This is a genomic window from Halobacillus trueperi, assembly GCF_003386945.1.
Lineage (GTDB): Bacteria > Bacillota > Bacilli > Bacillales > Halobacillaceae > Halobacillus > Halobacillus aidingensis.
The window spans coordinates 112,345-133,165 of record NZ_QUAE01000006.1; the positions used below are offsets into that span (position 1 = coordinate 112,345).

General features: G+C 44.9%; 18 protein-coding genes. 6 read left to right on the forward strand and 12 right to left on the reverse strand.

Translation table 11 applies throughout. The features are described 5' to 3' along the window. Positions 1-45: 45 nt before the first annotated feature. The 3 genes from DYE48_RS09820 (at position 46) to DYE48_RS09830 (ending at position 3,680) form a co-directional block, all read left to right on the forward strand. Positions 46-1,158 carry a Fe(3+) ABC transporter substrate-binding protein gene (locus DYE48_RS09820; RefSeq protein WP_115823448.1) on the forward strand — a complete coding sequence of 371 codons (1,113 nt, stop codon included), beginning with the start codon at positions 46-48 and terminating at the stop codon, positions 1,156-1,158. 187 nt (positions 1,159-1,345) lie between these two features. After that, positions 1,346-2,956, forward strand: a complete 1,611-nt coding sequence (locus DYE48_RS09825; RefSeq protein WP_115823555.1) for an ABC transporter permease — start codon at positions 1,346-1,348, stop codon at positions 2,954-2,956. Position 2,957: 1 nt separating this feature from the next. After that, entirely contained in the window at positions 2,958-3,680 is a 723-nt protein-coding gene (locus tag DYE48_RS09830) for an ABC transporter ATP-binding protein (RefSeq protein WP_115823449.1), read from the forward strand. Between the two features lie 39 nt (positions 3,681-3,719). Here DYE48_RS09830 and DYE48_RS09835 read toward each other — a convergent pair whose 3' ends face one another. The 3 genes from DYE48_RS09835 to DYE48_RS09845 form a co-directional block, all read right to left on the reverse strand. Next, complete coding sequence (locus tag DYE48_RS09835; RefSeq protein ID WP_115823450.1) at positions 3,720-4,241, reverse strand: acyl-CoA thioesterase; 522 nt, start codon at positions 4,239-4,241, stop codon at positions 3,720-3,722. A 64-nt stretch (positions 4,242-4,305) separates the two neighbouring features. Beyond that, on the reverse strand, positions 4,306-5,637 hold the full coding sequence (locus tag DYE48_RS09840) for a sensor histidine kinase (protein WP_115823451.1): 1,332 nt from the start codon (positions 5,635-5,637) through the stop codon (positions 4,306-4,308). Then, a complete protein-coding gene (locus tag DYE48_RS09845) occupies positions 5,634-6,320 on the reverse strand; it encodes a response regulator transcription factor (RefSeq protein WP_115823452.1) in 687 nt (228 codons plus the stop codon). The genes DYE48_RS09840 and DYE48_RS09845 overlap by 4 nt, the downstream gene beginning before the upstream one ends. Before the next feature lie 192 nt (positions 6,321-6,512). On the opposite strand from DYE48_RS09845, the gene DYE48_RS09850 reads away from it, so the two are divergent. Next, positions 6,513-7,661 (forward strand): S1C family serine protease, encoded by a 1,149-nt coding sequence (locus DYE48_RS09850; protein ID WP_115823453.1) that lies wholly within the window; start codon positions 6,513-6,515, stop codon positions 7,659-7,661. A 779-nt stretch (positions 7,662-8,440) separates the two neighbouring features. Here DYE48_RS09850 and cls read toward each other — a convergent pair. The 9 genes from cls to DYE48_RS09895 form a co-directional block, all read right to left on the reverse strand. Further along, positions 8,441-9,883 (reverse strand): cardiolipin synthase, encoded by a 1,443-nt coding sequence (cls, locus tag DYE48_RS09860; RefSeq protein WP_115823455.1) that lies wholly within the window; start codon positions 9,881-9,883, stop codon positions 8,441-8,443. A gap of 162 nt (positions 9,884-10,045) precedes the next feature. Then, positions 10,046-10,588, reverse strand: a complete 543-nt coding sequence (locus DYE48_RS09865) for a transcription repressor NadR (protein WP_115823456.1) — start codon at positions 10,586-10,588, stop codon at positions 10,046-10,048. Positions 10,589-10,668: 80 nt separating this feature from the next. After that, a complete protein-coding gene (locus DYE48_RS09870) occupies positions 10,669-12,126 on the reverse strand; it encodes a glycoside hydrolase family 32 protein (RefSeq protein WP_115823457.1) in 1,458 nt (485 codons plus the stop codon). Positions 12,127-12,474: 348 nt separating this feature from the next. Then, positions 12,475-12,972 (reverse strand): PTS sugar transporter subunit IIA, encoded by a 498-nt coding sequence (locus DYE48_RS09875; protein ID WP_115823458.1) that lies wholly within the window; start codon positions 12,970-12,972, stop codon positions 12,475-12,477. A gap of 736 nt (positions 12,973-13,708) precedes the next feature. Beyond that, the gene (gene megL / locus DYE48_RS09880; protein ID WP_115823459.1) at positions 13,709-14,893 is read right to left on the reverse strand and encodes a methionine gamma-lyase; all 1,185 of its coding nucleotides are present in this window, start codon (positions 14,891-14,893) and stop codon (positions 13,709-13,711) included. Positions 14,894-14,966: 73 nt separating this feature from the next. Continuing rightward, positions 14,967-16,160 (reverse strand): MFS transporter, encoded by a 1,194-nt coding sequence (locus DYE48_RS09885; protein WP_115823460.1) that lies wholly within the window; start codon positions 16,158-16,160, stop codon positions 14,967-14,969. Continuing rightward, positions 16,160-16,588: a MarR family winged helix-turn-helix transcriptional regulator gene (locus DYE48_RS09890; protein WP_115823461.1), complete on the reverse strand. Its 429-nt coding sequence runs from the start codon at positions 16,586-16,588 to the stop codon at positions 16,160-16,162. Before DYE48_RS09890 ends, DYE48_RS09885 begins: the two co-directional genes overlap by 1 nt. A gap of 108 nt (positions 16,589-16,696) precedes the next feature. Then, on the reverse strand, positions 16,697-16,855 hold the full coding sequence (locus DYE48_RS21395) for a hypothetical protein (protein WP_244199405.1): 159 nt from the start codon (positions 16,853-16,855) through the stop codon (positions 16,697-16,699). A gap of 22 nt (positions 16,856-16,877) precedes the next feature. Further along, on the reverse strand, positions 16,878-17,942 hold the full coding sequence (locus DYE48_RS09895; RefSeq protein WP_244199406.1) for an EAL and HDOD domain-containing protein: 1,065 nt from the start codon (positions 17,940-17,942) through the stop codon (positions 16,878-16,880). 145 nt (positions 17,943-18,087) lie between these two features. Here DYE48_RS09895 and DYE48_RS09900 point away from each other — a divergent pair, with 145 nt between their 5' ends. Together DYE48_RS09900 and rarD are read left to right on the forward strand one after the other, a co-directional pair. After that, complete coding sequence (locus DYE48_RS09900) at positions 18,088-19,677, forward strand: FAD-dependent oxidoreductase (protein WP_115823462.1); 1,590 nt, start codon at positions 18,088-18,090, stop codon at positions 19,675-19,677. A 108-nt stretch (positions 19,678-19,785) separates the two neighbouring features. Further along, positions 19,786-20,691, forward strand: coding sequence for an EamA family transporter RarD (gene rarD, locus DYE48_RS09905; protein WP_115823463.1), 906 nt, complete (start codon positions 19,786-19,788; stop codon positions 20,689-20,691). The last annotated feature ends 130 nt before the right edge of the window (positions 20,692-20,821 follow it).

A 20,821-nucleotide genomic window follows, 5' to 3' on the forward strand; every position in this document is an offset into this window, starting at 1 on the left:
ATTATCAATGATTGATAAAATACTTACATAAGAGGTGGAAAGAACATGAGAAACAAATGGTTTTTAATGAGCTTCATCCTTATCCTTTCTATGTTCGTGCTCGCTGCTTGCGGCGGAGACGATCAGGAAGAAGCAACAGACTCAAATGAAGAAGAAACAACAAACACAGAAGAAAATAGCGAAGAAAATGCGTCAGAAGAAACTGGCGGAGAGGTCAATCTATATACTGGCCGCCACTATGACACAGACCAGGAACTTTACGACAAGTTCGAAGAAGAAACTGGCATTAAAGTGAATGTGATTGAAGGAAAAGACGATGAATTGATTGCTCGTCTTGACCGTGAAGGCGAAGCTTCTGAAGCCGACCTTTTAATTACAGCTGATGCTGGACGTCTGCACCGCGCAAAATCCCAAGACCTTTTGCAACCCATTGAAAGTGATGTACTAAGTGAAAACATTCCGGAAAAATTCCGTGATGAAGACAACAATTGGTTTGGATTGACAAAACGTGCTCGTGTCATTGCTTACCACAAAGAACGCGTAAATGAAGAAGACATTCAAACTTACATGGACCTAACAAAAGATGAATTCCAGGACAAAGTCTTAATTCGTTCATCTTCTAACATTTACAACCAGTCCCTTGTCGCTTCTATGATTGCAACAGAAGGTGAAGAAGCTGCGAAAGAATGGGCACAGGGCATCGTAGATAACATGGCACGTGACCCTCAAGGCGGAGACCGTGACCAGGCAAAAGCTGTGGCTGCCGGTGAAGGTGATGTAGCCGTTATGAATACCTACTACATGGGTAAAATGTTGAAGTCTGAAGATGAAGAAGAAGTCAAAGTTGCTGAACAGTTAGGAATTATCTTCCCGAACCAGGATACAACGGGTACTCACGTAAACATCAGTGGCGTAGGTGTGACAGCAAGCAGCCAAAACACAGAAAACGCGCAGAAGTTTATTGAGTTCCTTTCCAAAGAAGAAGCACAAAAACAATTTGCTGAAGCAAACTATGAATACCCAGTCAACCCTAATGTAGAGCCTTCTGAGCTTCTGCAAAGCTGGGGTGAGTTCAAGGAACAGGACATTCGTCTGAATGAACTTGGTGAGAACAACGACCGTGCGATTCAGATCATGAATGAAGTCGGCTGGAAATAATAAGCCTTCTAACCGCATCATGCCTCCCATGATGCGGTTTTTCTATACAAAACAGTTGAGAACTGTTATCATTAAAGCGGACTCAACCTTGAATGAAGAAAGCTCACCGGCTTTTTTCATTCAAGGCTGAGCGATTGGTAGGATAAAGGACGTGTCACGCTTGAATTTACGTAAGCTTCCTGGATATATGAATATTTGGTCGATCCTCAGTCTAGCGATTGTCATCTTGATTCTCATTCCCAACGTGACTATCCTATTCAACTTCTTTACTCAAAAAGCGGAAAACTGGAATCACATCCAGGAATACATCTTGCCGGATCTATTAAAAAATACCGGCTTGCTCATTGTTTTCACAGGGATATTAACCATCATCATCGGCACGAGTTTAGCATGGATTGTATCGGCTTATGACTTTCCTATGAAAAAGTTCTTTAAATGGGCGCTGATTTTGCCACTGGCCATCCCCCCATATATTGCAGGTTACACATACAATGGAATTTTGAACTATACTGGCGTCATTCAAACGACATTAAGAAACAACTGGGGCATTGAGGTGGATCAAGTCTACTTCAACATTCTCAACCTGCCGGGGGCCGTCTTTATATTTACGCTCTTTCTCTTTCCATATGTGTACACAATCACAAGAGCTTTTCTAGCTAACCAGTCCGCATCACTCATTGAAAATGCCAGGCTCCTCGGCCGCTCTCCGATAGATATCTTTTTCAGGGTGGTCCTCCCTATTTCCCGTGGGGCAATTGTCGGCGGCGTGAGTCTTGTGCTTTTAGAAGTATTGAACGACTACGGGGTTGTCCAATATTTTGGTGTGCCGACTTTCAGTACAGCGATTTTTCAAACATGGTTTGGGATGAATGATCTCAATTCAGCCATCAAATTATCGGCGACCCTCATGTTCATCGTATTTGCCATCCTTACTTTAGAAAAAGTGCTCCGCGGCCGTAAAAAATATGCATCGACAACGGCTAAAGCTCGCCCTCTCCACCCTACTCGATTACAAGGTTGGAAGGCATGGGGAGCTTTTGGGTACTGTTTGTTTATTTTCTTATTAGGGTTTCTTATCCCATTCGTCCAACTCGTCGACTGGATGTTGTTAACTTTTGAAAAAATCGCGTCACCCGAATTTACGACACTCATATGGAATTCACTTCTTGTCTCTTTCGTTGGTGCCTTATTGATCGTCTTGTTCGCTGTGATTATTGGTAACTTTGCCAGAATGCATCAGAGCGCATTATCAAAATCCGCAGCAAAAGTGACGATCTTAGGGTATTCCATTCCGGGAGCCGTCATCGCGGTCGGGATCAGTACCGTTTTCATTGGTTTAGATAGTGGTCTTTCACGTTTTTATGAGGCTACCGGCTTGGAAAGCCGCCTATTCTTGAGTACGAGCTTGATCATCTTAATCTCTGCATACATCATTCGCTTCCTTGCGATTGGGTACAATTCCATCGAATCAGGTTTTGATAAAATCGGAAATAAGTACACGGAAGCTTCAAGGATGCTCGGCATGAACATGACACGCACCTTTTTCAAGGTCGATTTGAAAATGATCAAAGCCCCGCTCATCAGTGGGTTTCTGCTCGCTTTTATCGAAATCATCAAAGAATTGCCTCTCACCTTGATTTTGCGTCCGTTTAACTTTGGAACGCTATCGACGAATGCCTTTAAGTACGCGAGTGACGAGCAGATTCATGAGGCTGCTCTTGCCTCCATCATCATCGTTGTCATCAGTGCCATTGCCGTTTTTGTTTTTCATCAAGTTTTAGAAAAGGAGTCGAATTGATATGTACGTTCAAATCAAAGATCTCTGTTTCGGTTATAAAAACGCAAAGAATTTGACGATCCACCATTTCAACCTCGATATCGAACAAGGAGAAATCATCTCCATTCTTGGTGAAAGTGGCAGTGGAAAAAGCACCGTGCTGCGCCTTTTGTGTGGTCTTGAGACACCTTCCAAGGGAACCATAAAAATCGGCAGCCAGACGATGACCGATGAACGGACGTTTGTACTCCCTGAAAAAAGAGGCATTGGCATGGTATTCCAGGACTATGCTCTATTCCCTCATATGACGGTTTATGAAAATGTTCAATTCGGATTAAAGAATTGGAAAAGAAAAGAAAGAAAGAATCGCGTGCATGAAGTGCTTGAACTTGTGAATATGAGCAGCTATGCAAAAAGATATCCCCATGAATTAAGTGGTGGACAGCAGCAGCGAATCGCTCTGGCCCGCTCCCTAGCACCGGAGCCTTCCCTTCTTCTATTGGATGAACCATTCAGTAATTTGGATGCAGACCTCCAAATCAAAATTAGAAGTGAATTGAAAGAAATCATCAAACAAACAGGCACGACTTCTATTTTCGTCACTCACGACCGAGAAGACTCAAGAGCCATTGCTGATCGCATTATTACAATGAGAGACGGAGCAGCCCACGATTGGGATTCCCTTTGTACAACGACCCGTGCTGAAGAAGAGGTGCGCAAACCGGAGCTCGTTCGGCTCAAATAGAGAAAAGCTTGGCTGCCGTTAACGGCAGCCAAGCTTTTTTTAGCAATCGCGTTTCCAAGGAAAGCTAGTACCAAACTTCTCAGCAAGCTCCTTGGATTCTTTCCTTCTGTTTTTCCGGTGTTCATGGCGCTTCTGCGCGTTCTCATGCAGCCACTTTTCTTCGTCTGATTCAGGATACACCCCTGGCACAGGGGAAGGTTCATTGGTCTCATCCACGGCTACCATGGATAGAAAAGCAGTCGTACAAACCTTTCTTTCACCTGTCAAAAGGTTTTCAGTCGTTGCTTTGACGAACACTTCCATGGACGTGTTATGTGTCCATGTTACGAATGCCTCCAGGCAAATGGTGTCTCCCTCAAAAACCGGCTGCAGGAAATCGACAGAATCTGTAGACGCCGTCACAACCGGCTTTCTTGCATGTCTGACAGCTGCAATCGCTGCTACATCATCAATATGTGCCATTAATTTTCCACCGAACAACGTTCCGTGACTATTGGTATCTGGTGGTAAAACGTGTGAACTTTTTACTGTTAATGAATCGATACAAGGTTTTGCTTCCATCCTGTATTCCTCACTTCCATATGGAATCGTTCTCTGCCTTCTATTATACCATGTTTGGTATTTCTCACTCTTTTTCACGGAATACAATTTCAAAAACTGCACCCGGCGTGCCTTTCCGGTTGTAGGCATGGATTTCCCCGCCACTCCGTTCAACGATCGCTCTGGATATGGCAAGCCCAAGCCCTGTTTCCCCTTCTTTTCCTTTAATAAAACGTTCGAAAAGTTGAGGGAGAAGTTCTTCTGGAATGCCAGGTCCGTCATCGAGCACTTTTACTCTATACAGACCTTGCTCTTTCTCTGTTGTCATTGTTACTGAACTCTCCGCATGTCTGACCGCATTGCTCAATATATTGATCATGGCCTGCAGCACTCTTTCCCTGTCAACGAATGTATAGTACGAATGAATATCTTCCGTTCTCAGTTCAATACCTTTTTCCTTAGCAAGTGGATACAACCGATCCCTCGCCTGACTAATCACTTCAGATATCTCCGTTCCTTCAGGGTTATACACGTCTTCGCTGCTGTCGAGCTTGGCCAGCAAAATCATTTCATTAACGATCTTTTTCAAACGCTCGGTCTCACTCACCATCACATTCAAACCCTTTTCTGCCGCCGCTCCTTCAAACACTCCATCCCTGATCCCCTCGGCGTACCCTTGAATCGACATTAAAGGCGTTTTAAGTTCATGTGAAGCATTTTGAAAGAACTGCTTTTGGGAGTGTATGTACCTGGAGAGCTCTGCAGCCATGTGCCTGAGGCTTTGCTCTACTTCACCAATTTCACCAGAAGCGTGTACTTTTTTTACATCAGAAAACTGACGCTTTTCGATCTTTTTCACTTCTTCTTTCAATTTTGTAAGAGGGGTCACGAGACGCCAGGTCAACACATAACTCACGATGATTGCAAGGAATAGACCAATGAGGAAAACAACAATCATACGTGAAGCAAAAACGGACTGGACCGCCTGTAAGTCATTAAGTGGCGTGGCCATAACGAGCACCTGACTCTCGTCTTTGCTCACAGGAAAATCATAAGCCACGTATTTTTCCCCCATCGTTTCCCAAACTTCCTGATCGATAAGTTCCTCTTCATAACGTTCCACCCAGGCATAGGCAACGACTGCCGGCATAGTCCTGAACAATATCTCGTCATTTTCCCGATCGAATAATAAAATCGGATAATTTCTGTCCTGCAATAGTTGGGAAAGTTCAGGGCTCCGTTCAGGATCTTGATCATTGATAATGTCCACAAGAAGATCCGCTCTCCCCTCAAGCTGTCGCTGTTCATCCTGAATGAGCATGTCCATTAGTAACGAGTAGATAAAAAATGCGGTGATGGACATGATGACGATGATTAACGTTGCAAAAGCGGCATTCAACTGATACAAAAGCTTCATGTACGCTTCTCCTTCAATCGATATCCGTGTCCCCAAACCGTTTCAATCGGCAGGTCTTTCATCTTTTTGCGTAATCGTTTGATCAGGTCGTCGACCGCACGATCACTTCCGTAATAATCTTCTCCCCAAACTTTTATTAACAGTTCTTCACGGGCAAAGGCGCGATTCTCCTGTGAAGCCAGGATTTTCAGCATTTCAAATTCCTTTGTTGTCACTTCAATCTCTTCACCCTGAAAATAAGCTTGTCTCTCTGCATCATTCAATTCAAGTTCACCAGCTACAATCGTGTCCTGCTCTTCACCTTCACTCGGCTTCATGGCCTGCCAACGCTTCAAGTGGCGCTTAGCCCTTGCCACCAACTCTCTTGGACTGAAAGGTTTGGTTAAATAATCGTCCCCCCCCAGTTCCAGACCTAGTATTTTATCGACCTCTTCATCTTTGGCAGATATAATAATAATCGGGACTTCTGATGTCTGACGGATTTTTTTACAGAACTCATACCCATCCATCCCAGGAAGCATGATGTCCAGCACCCAGAGATCAGGGGTCTGTTCCTGAAAAATATCCCAGGCCTTCTCTGCCGTATCGACAGCAATCACCTGGTACCCTTCTTTATTTAAATAACCTTCTACAATATCTCGAATATTCGGATCATCTTCTACAAGTCCAATCATCTGATTCATAGATGGTATCCTCCTCTATCCACATCTGCGTTTGCTTTATTCTCTCATATTTTTATGGATTACTCCTACATTACACACTTTTTCCACAATTACACCAAAGTCATTCCATATCTCTGTCGTAGAATATGAATTGTCAGAGGGAAACACCAAAGATAAACAGCGAATCTTTTTGAAAGGAGCGTCGTTTCTCTAATGTTTGATGAACAGAAGCGGAATGATAAGAAACAATACAAACGTTCCGGTATAGCTTTTAGTGTTTTAGGAGCCATTGCAGCTGTTTTTCTAGTTACAACCGTTTTTCAGTGGCAGGGCATTTCGATAGATATTAATACCGAAAAGCCGACAGCACAAGCCAATGAACTGAATCTCGGGAAAAACCAGGAGGAAGTGACTCAAGCAGTTAATGAAGCTTCCGAAGCGGTTGTCGGTATTAGTAATGTCGAGAATACAGGACAAGGCGCTAAAAAAGCCGGTACAGGTTCCGGGGTCATTTATAAGGAAGAAGGCGGAAAAGCTTTTGTTGCCACCAACCACCACGTCATCGAAAATGCTTCCGAACTTGAAGTTATTCTGAGTGATGGAACAAAAGTGAAAGCCGAATTAAAAGGTAGTGACCCTTTAACAGACCTGGCCGTTTTACAAATAGATAGCGAACATGTGCAAAAGGTTGCTGAATTAGGTAAAGCCAGTGACGTAGAGGTCGGGCAGACAGCCATTGCCATCGGTAACCCACTCGGCATGGAGTTCGCAGGATCCGTAACCAAAGGCATTGTCAGTGGATTGAACCGTAATATTCCAGTCGATATTAACGGTGATCAACAGCCAGATTGGCAGACCGAAGTCCTTCAAACCGATGCAGCCATCAACCCAGGTAACAGTGGCGGTGCGCTCATCAATCTGCAAGGCGAAGTCATTGGAATCAACTCTATGAAAATCGCAAAAGCAGAAGTTGAAGGAATTGGATTCTCTATCCCTATGGATGTTGCTAAACCTGTCATCGAAGATTTAGAGACAAACGGCGAAGTTGAACGTCCTTACATGGGAGTTTCCCTGCAAGACTTGAACCAAATCCCTAACCCTGTGTTACAACGTGAACTAGGGTTGCCAGAAGAAGTTACTCAAGGCGTCCTCGTCCAAGGCGTCGAAAAAGGCTCCCCTGCTGATGAAGCAGGACTCGAAAAATACGATGTGATCACCGCCATCGACGGCAATGAAATCGAGTCACTCATCAGCTTGAGACAATATCTCTACAACCAAGCACAAGACGGAGATACAGCCGAGCTTGAAGTGTACCGTGACGGCAAACCAACCACCGTCCAAATCACGCTAACCTCTCAATAATTGAACAGATATGAAGAATACGTGATGAAGAAAGAATGAAAAATGGAAACGCTGAAGGGAAGTCGACATCCAATAGATATGATCGATCCCCCCTCCAAATAGCTATTAGATTAAAGAATTCCCTTCAGCCTTTCTCGTGTTACAAAGGAAAACCAATACCAAAACAACCTCTCTCAAAAAGCCCTGCGCATATGCGCAGGGCTTTTTAATCTATTCAACTATACGGCAGGATTCTTGAAGACTCAGTTTCGAGATGTTTTCGCGGTTCGTTTGCCTTATTTGGAGTCAGGGGTGGCTGGGAAGCTACTCGCTTTCCTGTGGGGGAGCGCCGAGCTTCCTCGGACTGCGTCCTGCGGGATCTCGCCTGTCTCCTTCTCCCACGGGAGCTCGCAGCTTCCCAACCACCCCATTCCATGTAGGTGAGAAACGAACCCCTGTACCAAGATGAATGGTATCCCACTATCCAACAGTTAGAGGTATGAAGCGCTCTGGATCCAGCCTTTACGGTCTGTGGAGGGGTTTAATATGATCCACTTCTCTCATTCATACGAGCTGACTTCTAGCAGTGGTTTCGAGAATCTTCCATGGCAAAAGGGCGAAGGGGGATGGCGAGACTCCTGCGGGAAAAAAGTGCTTGGTGAGACCCCACAGGACGCAGTCCGAGGAGGCTCACCGCGCTCCCGCGGAAAGCGAGCTATTCCCCTCCGCCCCCATCCACTCAACAAAAGTATCGAAACGGAGTCTTCCACAATCGAAAACATTTTTGCAGATTAGAATGATTATAGGATTGGTGATAGTAGTCTTGAGACGGCTTCTTTGAAGCGGATCCATTTCGTCCTTGATTGATAGAGTTTAAGTGTAATCTCTGTCGACTCGACAATGTCCTCATGGAAACGGTCGGCTAAGGACTGTGCGACTTCTGGATGATACAAAAAGGCGTTCACTTCAAAGTTCAAACGGAAGCTCCGGACATCAATGTTGGCTGTACCTACGGAAGCAATTTTGCCATCAACGACGATCGTCTTCGCATGTAGGAATCCTTTTTGGTACACATAAATCCTGGCGCCTGCTTTTAACATATCTCCAATGTTTGAAAATGTTGCCCAGTACACGAATGGGTGGTCCGGTTTATTGGGAATCATGATTCTCACGTCTACTCCTGACAGGACCGCTACGCGTAGCGCATCAAGCAAGCTGTCATCAGGAATGAAGTACGGGGTCTGAATGTACACATACTCTTTGGCAGAAAGAATCATTTTCAAGTAGCCATGCTTGATTTGTTCCCACTCCGAATCAGGACCACTGGAGACGATTTGCATACCCACATCGCCTTTAGGTTTGGCCTGGTAATATCTCTGTTCATAGACGATATCTCTGCTTGAAGCGTGATTCCAATCAAGGATGAAGCGTGTCTGCATGTTATTCACCGCTTCTCCTTCCACGCGTAAATGGGTATCCCGCCAATATCCGAACCTTTTATTAAAGCCCAAATATTCGTCACCGATGTTGAAGCCGCCGATATACCCGATCTCACCGTCGATAATCGCAAGCTTTCTATGGTTCCGGTAGTTAATTTTCATATTCACTTTAGGGATAAAGGAAGGGAAAAACGACTCGACTTGCACACCAGCTTCTTTTAAGCTCCGCTTATATGAACGCTTCAATAATCTTGAACCCATGTCATCATACAAGAGCTTGACTTCCACACCTTCCATGGCCTTCCTTTTCAATACATCTGCAAGGCGATGCCCCAAGTTATCGTCTCTTAAAATATAATAAAGCAAGTGAATATGATCTTCTGCTTTTTCAAGATCTTCAATAAGTGCATGAAACTTCTTTTGACCATCTGTGAAAATTTCTACTTCGTTATTTTGTGATAATAACGCATCATTGTTTTTCAGATGCATATAAATTAAGTCTTCATATGGAATGATATCTTCATGTTGGACTTTCAGATCATTATTCTTGATGGCTGTCAATTGTTCCTGGACAGCGGCAAGAAGTCCAAGACGACTTTTTTTGTCCCAGGTGAATATTTCTTTATTGCTGAGTCGGCGTCCGAATATTAAATAAAGAAAGAAACCTGCGACAGGGATAAATAGTAAAACCATCAACCACGCCCATGTTGCGCTGGCATCTCTTCTTTCAAGGAAGATGATGGCTAAAGCAAGCAACACGTTCAAGGTAAGAATGATACTCACAAAAATCGGCAGGATGTTCAACGTGGCCACCTTCCTTTTTCTAACAAGAAATCATGATATAAATATATCATATTCCTTCCATTCATTGATTACGACATGCCTGGCATTTGGTCCTTGTTTGGAAAAAGTAAAAAGAGATAAGCTTCTCTTTCAGAATGCCTATCTCTTTTCACGATTTCACTGTTATTTCGTCATCAATATACCTACTTCTTTCAATGCCATTTGCGCCTCATCCAGGGCTTCCTGGCTGTCCGCCGCTATGGTATGTGTATGGATGCCATCTGTCAATTCGAGTAAGTAAGAGGCTTTGGTGCTGTTCACTTTCTCGATGAATTTCTTTACATCCCGTCGATTCGAAATTCTGAGTCTGGCTGTTAAATCACCATAAATAGGATGCTCGACTACAACATCCTGGACATGTACACCATGATCGACCAGAATGTTGAGTTCCTGCTCTGTATCGTCGCCTTGATGCTGGCATACAATCGTACGTTGATAAGGCAGTTCTTCTTTTCCATCCATCATGTACATATACCCTTGACTTGTGGCGACAATCGGCTCATTCTTTGCTTTCAAGAGGGAGACATCACCGACAATGACTTGCCGGGTCACGTTCATTTCCTCCGCAAGAGAACTACCTGTCACAGGAGCGCCTTTTTGTTTTAATAAAGCGAGAATATACTCTCTTCGTTCATTCGCTCTCATTTTCTTTGAAGATTGACTCATAGACATGACCCCTTCGTGCAATTTACATAAAATTATCTTACCACAATAATAAGACTTTCAGAAAGTGAGCCCCATTCCCTTTAAGAATACTCATAACCTTTCAAGTCCCACTTTTCAACCGAGAAAGTGGTGGATCCTAAGGACGTAAAGAGAATATGTTCTTCTTCCGCTTGAGGATAAATCCTGGAAGTAAATACTTCTTCCCCGCCATTAATGAAAATCTCCAGAGATGACTGATCAATAAACAAACGCAGATTCCTCAATCCCTCATCCAATTTCACCCGACGGAACTCCGTTTTTGACCGGTCTTCTAAATGTGGCCTGGATAATGTAACGACACGGTCCTTGTAACTTAGAGAGGCGTATTGGAAAAGTTCGATGGCGAACATGTCTTCCAATGACTCAAAATCAAGGTTCAACTCAACCGATCTCCCCTGTACCCCTCTCACCGCTTTTTGGTCATTTTCAATCGTAATCGATGAATGCATTAAAACTGGTCCACGCATATGGGCAAGCTCAGGAACGGGAGTTTGAATGATTCTCTCCCCATTCCACTTCAATTCACGAGGGATCGTCAAGCAATGAACCCATCCATTTTCAACAGTCGGGTGTGCTTGTTCATACTGATCTGGAACACCCATCCAACCGACAAGCAACCTTCTACCCTTTTCATCCCGTGTGGTTTGAGGAGCATAAAACTCGAAACCTCGATCCAACTCACGAAAGTCTCCATGCTGGAATGTTTCTGCGGTTTCGTCCCACTTCCCAACAAAATACCCGCTCTGATATGTATTCGCATAATCCATTCCATCAGCCTCTAGCCCCTGCGGACAGACCATAAGCACGTCTGCACCATCCAGCTCGAATAAATCCGGACACTCCCACATGTAACCGAACTCGCCTAGCTTCCCTTCTTTACTACCAGCGATGGGACCGATGTGCTCCCAATTTTGGAGATCCTCCGAACGGAACAATACAGCCTTCCCCTGCTTGTCTTCTGTTTGAGCTCCAACCACCATGTACCATTGGTCACCATTTTTCCATACTTTTGGATCTCTAAAATGACCCGTATAACCTTTGGGAGTTTCAATGAGTACGCCTTTTTTCTCAAAGTGTATGCCGTCCTGGGAAACAGCAAGGCATTGATATTCTGCCTCTGGTTCATGTTCTCCTTCAATGTTCCCCGTATAAAAAAGGTGCAATTGATCATCATGAACGATTGCGCTCCCCGAATAAACGCCGTCTTTGTCATACCAATCGGATGGAGTCAAAGCGACAGCCTCATGCTTCCAATTCACAAGATCTTCAGATGTGTAATGCCCCCAGTATTTTGCGCCATGAGCTGTCTCGAAAGGCATCCATTGATAAAAGAGGTGGTACACCCCTTTCCATTGAATGAATCCATTCGGGTCGTTCATCAAACCAACAGGTGGCATGTGATGGAAGTTCTGACGATACGTGTCCGCTTCTACGATTTGTTTATGTTTTTGTATTTCTGTCTCCACTTTCTTACGAAGCTCTGCATCATGTTTAGACATAACGCTTCTCCTCCTTTTTTTCCTTGTCCGTCTTCTTTCCTGCCCCATTATAAAACATCCCACCCTCCTCCGCCAGAAAGCTCTCTATTCTTAATAACTCAGTTTCGAAACGTTAGCGGGAGCCTAGGGACTGCTTACTGATACTGATAAAATCATTAAAGTCACTGATAAAAGTGCGAAAGTTACCGATAAAAGGCCGGAAGTCGCTGATAAATACCAACCACCCACTGATAAATGCTTAAAATCCACTGATGAATTTTTTAACATCTTATAAAATGATTTCTTGTTGGATCATACATGTAGAAAAAGCCTGAAGTACTAGTGGTACCTCAGGCTTTGTGGGTTTAATTATTTCGTTTTCAATGTCGCGATGGTAGATTCGCCAGCGTTGGCACCGTCGCTATAGGATGGATCAAAGTTTTCGACTACATCGTCATAGTTTGTAATGACTACAGGCGTGATCGTGCTTTTCGCTTTTTCTTTAACAAGATCCATATCAAACGTAATCAAATGATCGCCGGCATTTACTTTATCTCCGGTAGTAACATGGCCTTCAAAACCTTGTCCTTCCATAGAAACCGTTTCAAGGCCGATGTGTACAAGGACTTCCACACCTGACTTTGTTTTAATTCCAACGGCATGGTTGGTAGGGAACAATTGGACGATTTCTCCAGATACCGGGCTCACTACTTTTCCGTCTGTCGGTTCAATTGCTACGCCGTCCCCCATCATTCGCTGACTGAATACAGGGTCGTCTACTTCATCTAAAGGAACCACTTTTCCATTTACAGGAGCAACAATCTGTTCCTCTACACTTTTGTTTCCGCCAAATAGTTTCTTAAGCATTTCTCCATCGTCCCTTTCTATATGAATTCTTATGACAATATACTTGAACACTCAATGTTTCATCAAACTGTTAATACTTTTCCCTATGTGTTCATGAATAAACCCATATAAGCTCCCTATTCTTGAAGACTCAGTTTCGAGATGTTTGTTGGAGTTTAGGGGCTCCGGGAAACAGTTCGCTTTCCATGGGGCGGGCGCTGAGCCTCCTCAGGCTACGCCTTCCGGGGTCTCAGCTGTCCCACACGTCCCATAGGAGTCTCACCGTTTCCCTCCGCCCCTTGACCATAAGAGTATCTCGAAACCACTTCCAGAATAAGCAGCCCTCCATCGTAATGGGAGTTGGTGTATTCAACTCTCAAACAAGCAGTAAACTATACTCTAACGCTTGCTATAGAGCGCTTCTCAACTAGAAAGCAGTTATTATGGAAGACGCTCCATTCGTGTACATGGGTTCGTTTATCTCATCTCTCGAGTGGGGGTGGTTGGGAAGCTGCGAGACTCCCGTGGGAGAAGGAGATAGGCGAGATCCCGCAGGACGTAGTCCGAGGAAGCTCGGCGCTCCCCCACAGGAAAGCGAGTTGCTTCCCAGCCACCTCTACCGCTCAACACGGCAAACGAACCCCGGTTATCTCGATACTGAGTCTTCAACAATCCTGCCATATTGTTTAAGAACTTCTTAAGAAAACTAAAAGAGCTCCATGCTTTGACCATAGAGCTCTTGATTGTGTGTATGAAATTATACTTCCTTCAAAGCCTGCTCGAGATCTTCCCATAGATCTTCGACGGATTCGAGGCCGGCGGATAGGCGGATGAGTGTGTCGCTAATGCCCATTTCCTGTCTCTTTTCTTCCGGGACGACTGCGTGGGTCATGGTGGCTGGATGTTGAATCAGTGTTTCCGCATCCCCAAGGCTGACCGCAATTTGAATCAACTTCAGCCGATCCATGAATTGCTGCGCCTCTTTTTTACCCCCTTCGATCTCAAAAGCTAGTACGCCTCCACCTGTTTTCATTTGCTTTTGGACAATGTTGTATGGCTCGTTTCCTTCCATTCCTGGATAATACACTTGTTTTACCTTTGCATGGTTATCCAGCCTTTTGGCCAGGTCATGAGCGTTTATGCTGTGGCGATCCATACGGACATGGAGAGTCTTCAAGCCTCTGAGTAAAAGCCAGGCATCAAATGGAGAAAGGACACCCCCGATATCTTTCTGTTGAGACATGGCCAAGTCATCCATGAACGCTTTTTTCCCTACGACAAGTCCGGCAATGACATCTCCGTGTCCACCGATGTATTTGGTGGCACTATGCAAAACGATATCACACCCAAGATCCAACGGGCGCTGTAGGTATGGGGTGCAAAAAGTGTTGTCGACAACGACAGGGATGCCATGTTCTTTCGCCACCCGTGCCACCATAGCTAAATTGATGATTTTCATCGTCGGATTAATGGGGGTCTCAATAAAGATGCAGCGGGTATCAGGAGTGATCTTCGCCCTCACGTCTTCTTCTGTTTCCATATAACTGAAGTCATGGGTGATCGCATATTTTTCTTCAAACATTTGCAGTAAACCATAAGTACAGCCGTAAAGACCGTTCGAACACAACACATGATCACCAGCTTTTGTGAGGGCTATTAAAACCGCTGATACAGCAGCCATGCCTGAGGCAAAAGCCAGGCCACGCTCTCCACCCTCAAGAGTGGCGATGCGGTCTTCTAATGTTCGTACAGTCGGGTTCCCGAGCCTCGTATAAATGTAACCTTCCTCTTCTCCGGCAAATCTCCTTTCACCTTCAGCGGCAGAAGAAAAAGAAAAAGTAGAGGTTTGAAAGATCGGTGTCGTCAAGCTTCCGTCATACTTCTCTGGTTTTTCATGATTATGAATCATCGCTGTTTCTATCCGCTTCTCTTTGTTTTTCAAAACGGTCTTCCCCCTTCACTTTGTAAGCGTTTTCAATTAATTTTAACAAAAGAAGGAGAAAAAGACCTCCTTCTTAACTACTATATTCAACCCTATGCTCAGCGTTCGAGCGAACCTTCCTTCCATGCAAGAGAATATAAAGGACGACAGCCCCGAAGACAACAAAAGAACTGTTGAAATAAAGGGAGGAAAATCCAATACCTGTTGCGATCGCCCCAACGACATAGGACCCTACTCCAATGCCAATATCAAAAATCGTAAAGAAGGTGGCTGTAGCTGATCCCGCTCTTTCTGGTACTTTCTTTAAAGCAATCGTCTGCATACTTGGGACGAGTGTGCCCCACCCCAGTCCGATCAATCCGCCAGCCAACAGCAAAACAAAAGCCGTGTTGGCAAAACTCAAGATCAGCATCCCTGCACCAAAAATAAGGATGGATGGAATGACGATCACATTTTCTCCATATTGATCAAACCATCTTCCTGTAAATGGCCGGGAGACAAGCAGCACAAGAGCATAAACGACGAAGAAGTAACTAGCCGCCTCCGCAAGGCCGAGTTGGTTTGCATAGACAGAAACAAACGATAATACCCCCGCGTACGCAAGCGCCATAACGGCCCCGGTCAACGCTATAGGGATCACAGGTTTCTCTAGAAGATTGTGCATGCTTGGGACTAAGCTTTTCTTTGCAGGTTCAGCGAGAGGATCCACCCGAATAATAAGCCCTGTAAGCAAAGCCATAACGGCAAGGGCGGTACAAACATAAAACATCACAGTAAAGCCTGCATTTTGAATCAGAGTAAGACCCAGGAAAGGACCAATAACCATCGCGAAGTTCATGGACATCGCAAAATAACCGAGGCCCTCCCCTTTTCTTTGATCTGGAACAACATCTGCAGCAATAGCTCCCAAAGCCGTTGTCCCCATCCCGAAACCGATGCCTTGTATGAAGCGAACGATTAGAAGCGCAGAAAAGGCATCAAACCATAGATTCAAAAAGGAACTCCCTAAAAAGATGCTCAAAGCAGTCACGACTACTGGCTTCCGTCCAAAGGATTCCACCCACTGCCCTGAAAGTGGACGTATGAGAATGGCTGCAAGCAAGAAGACCGTAATAATTAACCCCGCTTCTCCCTCGGCCACTCCAATGGATTCAATCGTATAGATCGGCATCGTGACGAACAGAAGATAAAAGACTAAAAATACGAGGAAATTGCTCGCACATACATTAAGAAAACTCGACGTCCATAAACGAGGCTGCCTTTTCATCAGTCTCTCCCCCTTTCTTCTTCAATCAGGCGGGAGAGCGAGAGTACATGCTCTTCCAATACCGTTTCCCTCCGCTCGCCGAAACGTTCCAGCAAACGCGTTTCTGCTTTTTGTATGGCCTGCTGCCACACCGGATATCGGTCTTTCCCTGCTTTCGTCAGCGTTATATCATTCGTTCGCTGATCGCTGCTTTTATTTTTTTGGACATACCCTAGGGTCTCCAGTTTAGCTATAACCCTCGACAATGGAGGGGCTTCGATATTCAACCGGTTTTTAAGCTCCGCTTGTGTCATCGATCCTCCATGGCTATGCAATTGAAATAATACCGCCCAGTGAGACATATAAATGTCTTCACCTTGCAATCCTTCATTCAAGAATTGATTCACGTTTCTCGACAATTGTTGAATATGGTGAAAAATTAAACTCATGATGACCGCTCCTTTTCGTTACCTAGGTAACGTTCTTAACAAAAAAAGGGCTCTCTTTACGAGAGCATCTTAAACTATTTTAACATAGATCGATCGTTTCAGCTATTTTCACACCTTGTCGGTAAAATGTTCGTGATAGAGCTGTTCAGACCACGCAATCGCTTGGCCGTAAACTTCAAACACTTCCGAATAGGACAAATTCCATTCAGCCAAGTGGTTTTCCAACCACTCAAAATCCGCTTTTTCCATCGCTACAGCCAAATCCAATACGAGCCGATACGTATTCTGCTTATAACGCTTTCTTTATCTCCTCATCAAGCGGCAGCGAACCAATCACTTCGTGGGCAGGGCGTTGGGTTATGACATCGATCAGCGACATGAACCCGGTCAGGAAATATCCGTCCGCCTTCTTTTCCGCCCTGATTCTGACGGCCATTTGTTCACACAATTTGGCACGAACGAGACTTGTTTTGATGACAAGCTGGGATTGTGTTGAAGTGACCGCCGTGGTTTGTTCAACCGATAATACGTACAGCCACTTTTTCAAGCCCTCTGTACCTAACAGCATCACGGCTTGTCTGATCGATTGGATCGGTACTCTTGTCCGTTGTTGAGAGGAGTTGATCAAACGCAGCAATTTATAAGTAAGAGCTAGATCCTGTTCCATAATTTCCGTTACTTTTTCAATATTAATTTCGTCATCCGTAGCTGTGAGCTCTTTGATCATTTGAAAGTAGGTCGATGAAAGAAAAGGGATATCCATGCCTTTTACGATCACCGGCTTACTGAAATAAAATCCCTGGAAGAGCGAAAAACCTTCCTCTATACAACGTTGGTGCTCTTCATGGGTTTCCACTTTTTCTGCTAACAACGTCAATCCATACTCTTCCCCCAACTGAATGATCCGCACCCGATTCTCGTCCGTCACTTCACGTATATCCACTTTTAAAATATCGACATAATGCAGGAGTTCATAGACAGACGGCCGGTCGATATCGATGACATCATCAAGAGCAATTAAATACCCTTTTTCCTTCAAGGTTCTGCACACTCTGATGAGATCGAGGCTGAAGGAAACGTGTTCAAGGATTTCCACGACCAGTTGTTCAGAATCGAAGTATTCAGGGACTTGTTCGAGCAGAAGATCCTCCGTGAAGTTGATAAAACATGGCTTGTTGTTTGACAAACGCTCTAAGCCGATCGTAACAAAGCTGTTCATCAACACTTCTGAAGTCGCCTGGCTCCCATCCATAGGGACGAACCGATTTTCTTCACTGTTCCGGTACAGTAGTTCATAGGCATACACATTATTCTCGACTGTCAAAATCGGCTGCCGCGCCACGAATACTTCCATCCTGCTTACCACCTTCATGTGTTTCTTCACATCTTGTTCAAGTATACTACAAAGCCTAAATGTTGTTAATTTTTCCATGGAAAAATACATGAAACCTTTGGAGAGGGAAAGACTGAGAGAAACGAGTCACTCAGGAGGGAAAGTCATGGAACAACACGAGAAATGGACTCAACCAGAACCTTTATGGCGTGAGAATATGTCACTGCCTACTTTTGAAGCTATGAAAGAGGATACAACGACAGAGGTGGCTGTCGTAGGTGGCGGGATCACCGGGATTACGACCGCTTACCTTCTGGCAAAAGCAGGAAAAAAGGTAACCCTTATCGAAGCGGACGAGTTGTTGAATGGTACGACAGGTCATACGACAGCAAAAGTAACCGCTCAACACGGGTTGATCTACCACGAATTGTTGAAACACTTTGGTGAAGAAGAAGCTTCGCTCTATTATCAGGCCCAAATGAGTGCCATGCAATCCATGGAAGAATGGATTGATAAATATCAGATTGATTGTAACTGGGTGAAAGAGGATGCTTATCTCTTCGCTACTACAAAAAAAGGCGCACATAAACTGGAAAATGAGTATGAGGCCTATCAAAAGTTGGGCATTCCAGGTGGCATGATTGACGCACTCCCTTTTGATATGGAAGCTACAAAAGCGCTCAGCATGAAGAACCAGGCCCGCTTCCACCCCATCAAATACTTAGCTGCACTCCTTGATGAATTCGTTACACTGGGCGGGGAAATTTTTGAACATACGAAAGCGACAGATGTGAAAGAAAAGGACCGCGTTGAGATCCACACAGGGGATGGGCATACGCTTGCCTGTGAGAAATTGGTTTCATGCAGCCACTTCCCTTTTTACGATGGAAAAGGGTTCTATTTCAGCCGCATGTATGCCGAGCGCTCCTATCTCCTTGCTATTGAGCCCGAGAAAGAAGTGCCTGAGGGGATGTATTTATCGATCGATGAGCCGAAACGCTCCATCCGCACGGCTGACTACAATGGAAAACCTGTGCTGCTAATTGGTGGAGAAAGTCATAAGACAGGGCAAGGGGTCGACACGTCCTTCCATTACAACGCCTTGGAGGAATTCGCCGCCGAGACGTTTGGCATTAAAGAGAAACTTTTCCAATGGTCGGCTCAGGATCTCACGACACTTGATAAAGTCCCTTATATCGGACCGATCACACGGAACAATGACCGCGTATTCATCGCTACAGGCTTCCGAAAATGGGGGATGACGAACGGTACACTCGCAGCTAAGCTGATTTGTGATTACGTCCTTGGTGAGGAATCTCTATTTCACGAACTATTCAAACCTACACGTTTCAAGTCAGATCCAAGCATGAAACAATTCTTATCCCAGAACTTCGATGTCGCTGTACATCTGGCCGAAGGGAAACTGGAACTCGTAGCCGATCGTCCGAATTCACTCAAAAAAGGAGAAGGGATGGTCGTCCAGTGGCGTGGAGAAAGAGCCGGTGCGTACAGAGATGATGAAGGCAAACTTCATGTACTGGACACGACCTGTACACATATGGGGTGTGAAGTCGAATGGAATAGTGGTGAACATACGTGGGATTGTCCATGTCACGGCTCACGCTTTTCCTATGACGGAGCGGTTGTCGAAGGACCTGCTGACAAGCCTCTGATGAAGATTGCATTGGAAGGAACCCAGGATTTGCATGCTCCATTAGGAGAAAGCAACGAGGAAGAACACGGTGAACAACCTTAACATGCATGGCCCGTAATTTGGGCCATGCATTTTTCAAGCTTCCCCTTTCTAACGGTGATATAATGAAGCGGATAAACAAATATCCCGACATACGAAAGGGTCCTAACCATGATCAATGAAGAAAAACTCGGCATTTTCTATACGGCCGGAGCTTACATATTGTGGGGTGTCCTCCCCATTTACTGGAAGATGATTCAAGATATTCCCGCTTTCGAAATCCTAGCTCACCGCATCGTCTGGTCCTTCCTCTTCATGGGAATTGTAATCATGATTGCAAGGAAACAGAAAGAATTCATGCGAGAATGCCGCCAAATCATAAAAAATAAAAAACAGTTGATCGGCATCACCCTCGCCTCCATCACAATCAGCATCAACTGGGTCACGTATATTCTTGCGGTCAATACCAATCACGTCGTGGAAGCGAGTCTCGGTTATTACATCAATCCGCTGGTCAGTATTTTGCTTGGAATGATCGTGTTAAAAGAAAAATTTTCAAAAGCCCAATGGCTCGCCTTCTTACTAGCCGCACTCGGGGTGATCTATATGACGGTCAACTTCGGTTCCGTCCCGTGGCTTGCTTTATTGCTTGCCTTCAGTTTTGGATCGTACGGCCTTTTGAAAAAGCTCGTCCCTTTGAATGCCATGTTCGGTTTGACGATTGAAACGCTGATTGTCACACCGATTGCAGTGGTCTTTCTTTTTCAACAGCAGACAGGGCAATGGTCCTCGATCGACTTTTGGTCATGGACGACGGTCATCGTTTTCGGGGCCGGAATCGTCACAGCGATCCCCCTTCTTTTATTTTCGGCAGGGGCCAAAAGAATTCCATTATCGATGGTAGGGTTCCTTCAATATTTCGCACCCACCATCATGCTGATCATAGGCATCTTCCTATATGATGAACCATTTACGGATGTTCACGCTGTATCCTTCACCCTTATATGGGCAGGACTTGCGGTTTATACCGTCACGAGAATGAAAAGACTGAAAAAATACGAAGCGAAAGCAAGTTAAAAAAGGTTGGGCGGAATGCACACACATTCCGCCCAACCTTTTTCTCGTTTGACACGGGGCTCCTTTGGCGCGATCCGGGGCTCCTTTGGCGCGATCCGGGGCTCCTTTGGCGCGATCCGGGGCTCCTTTG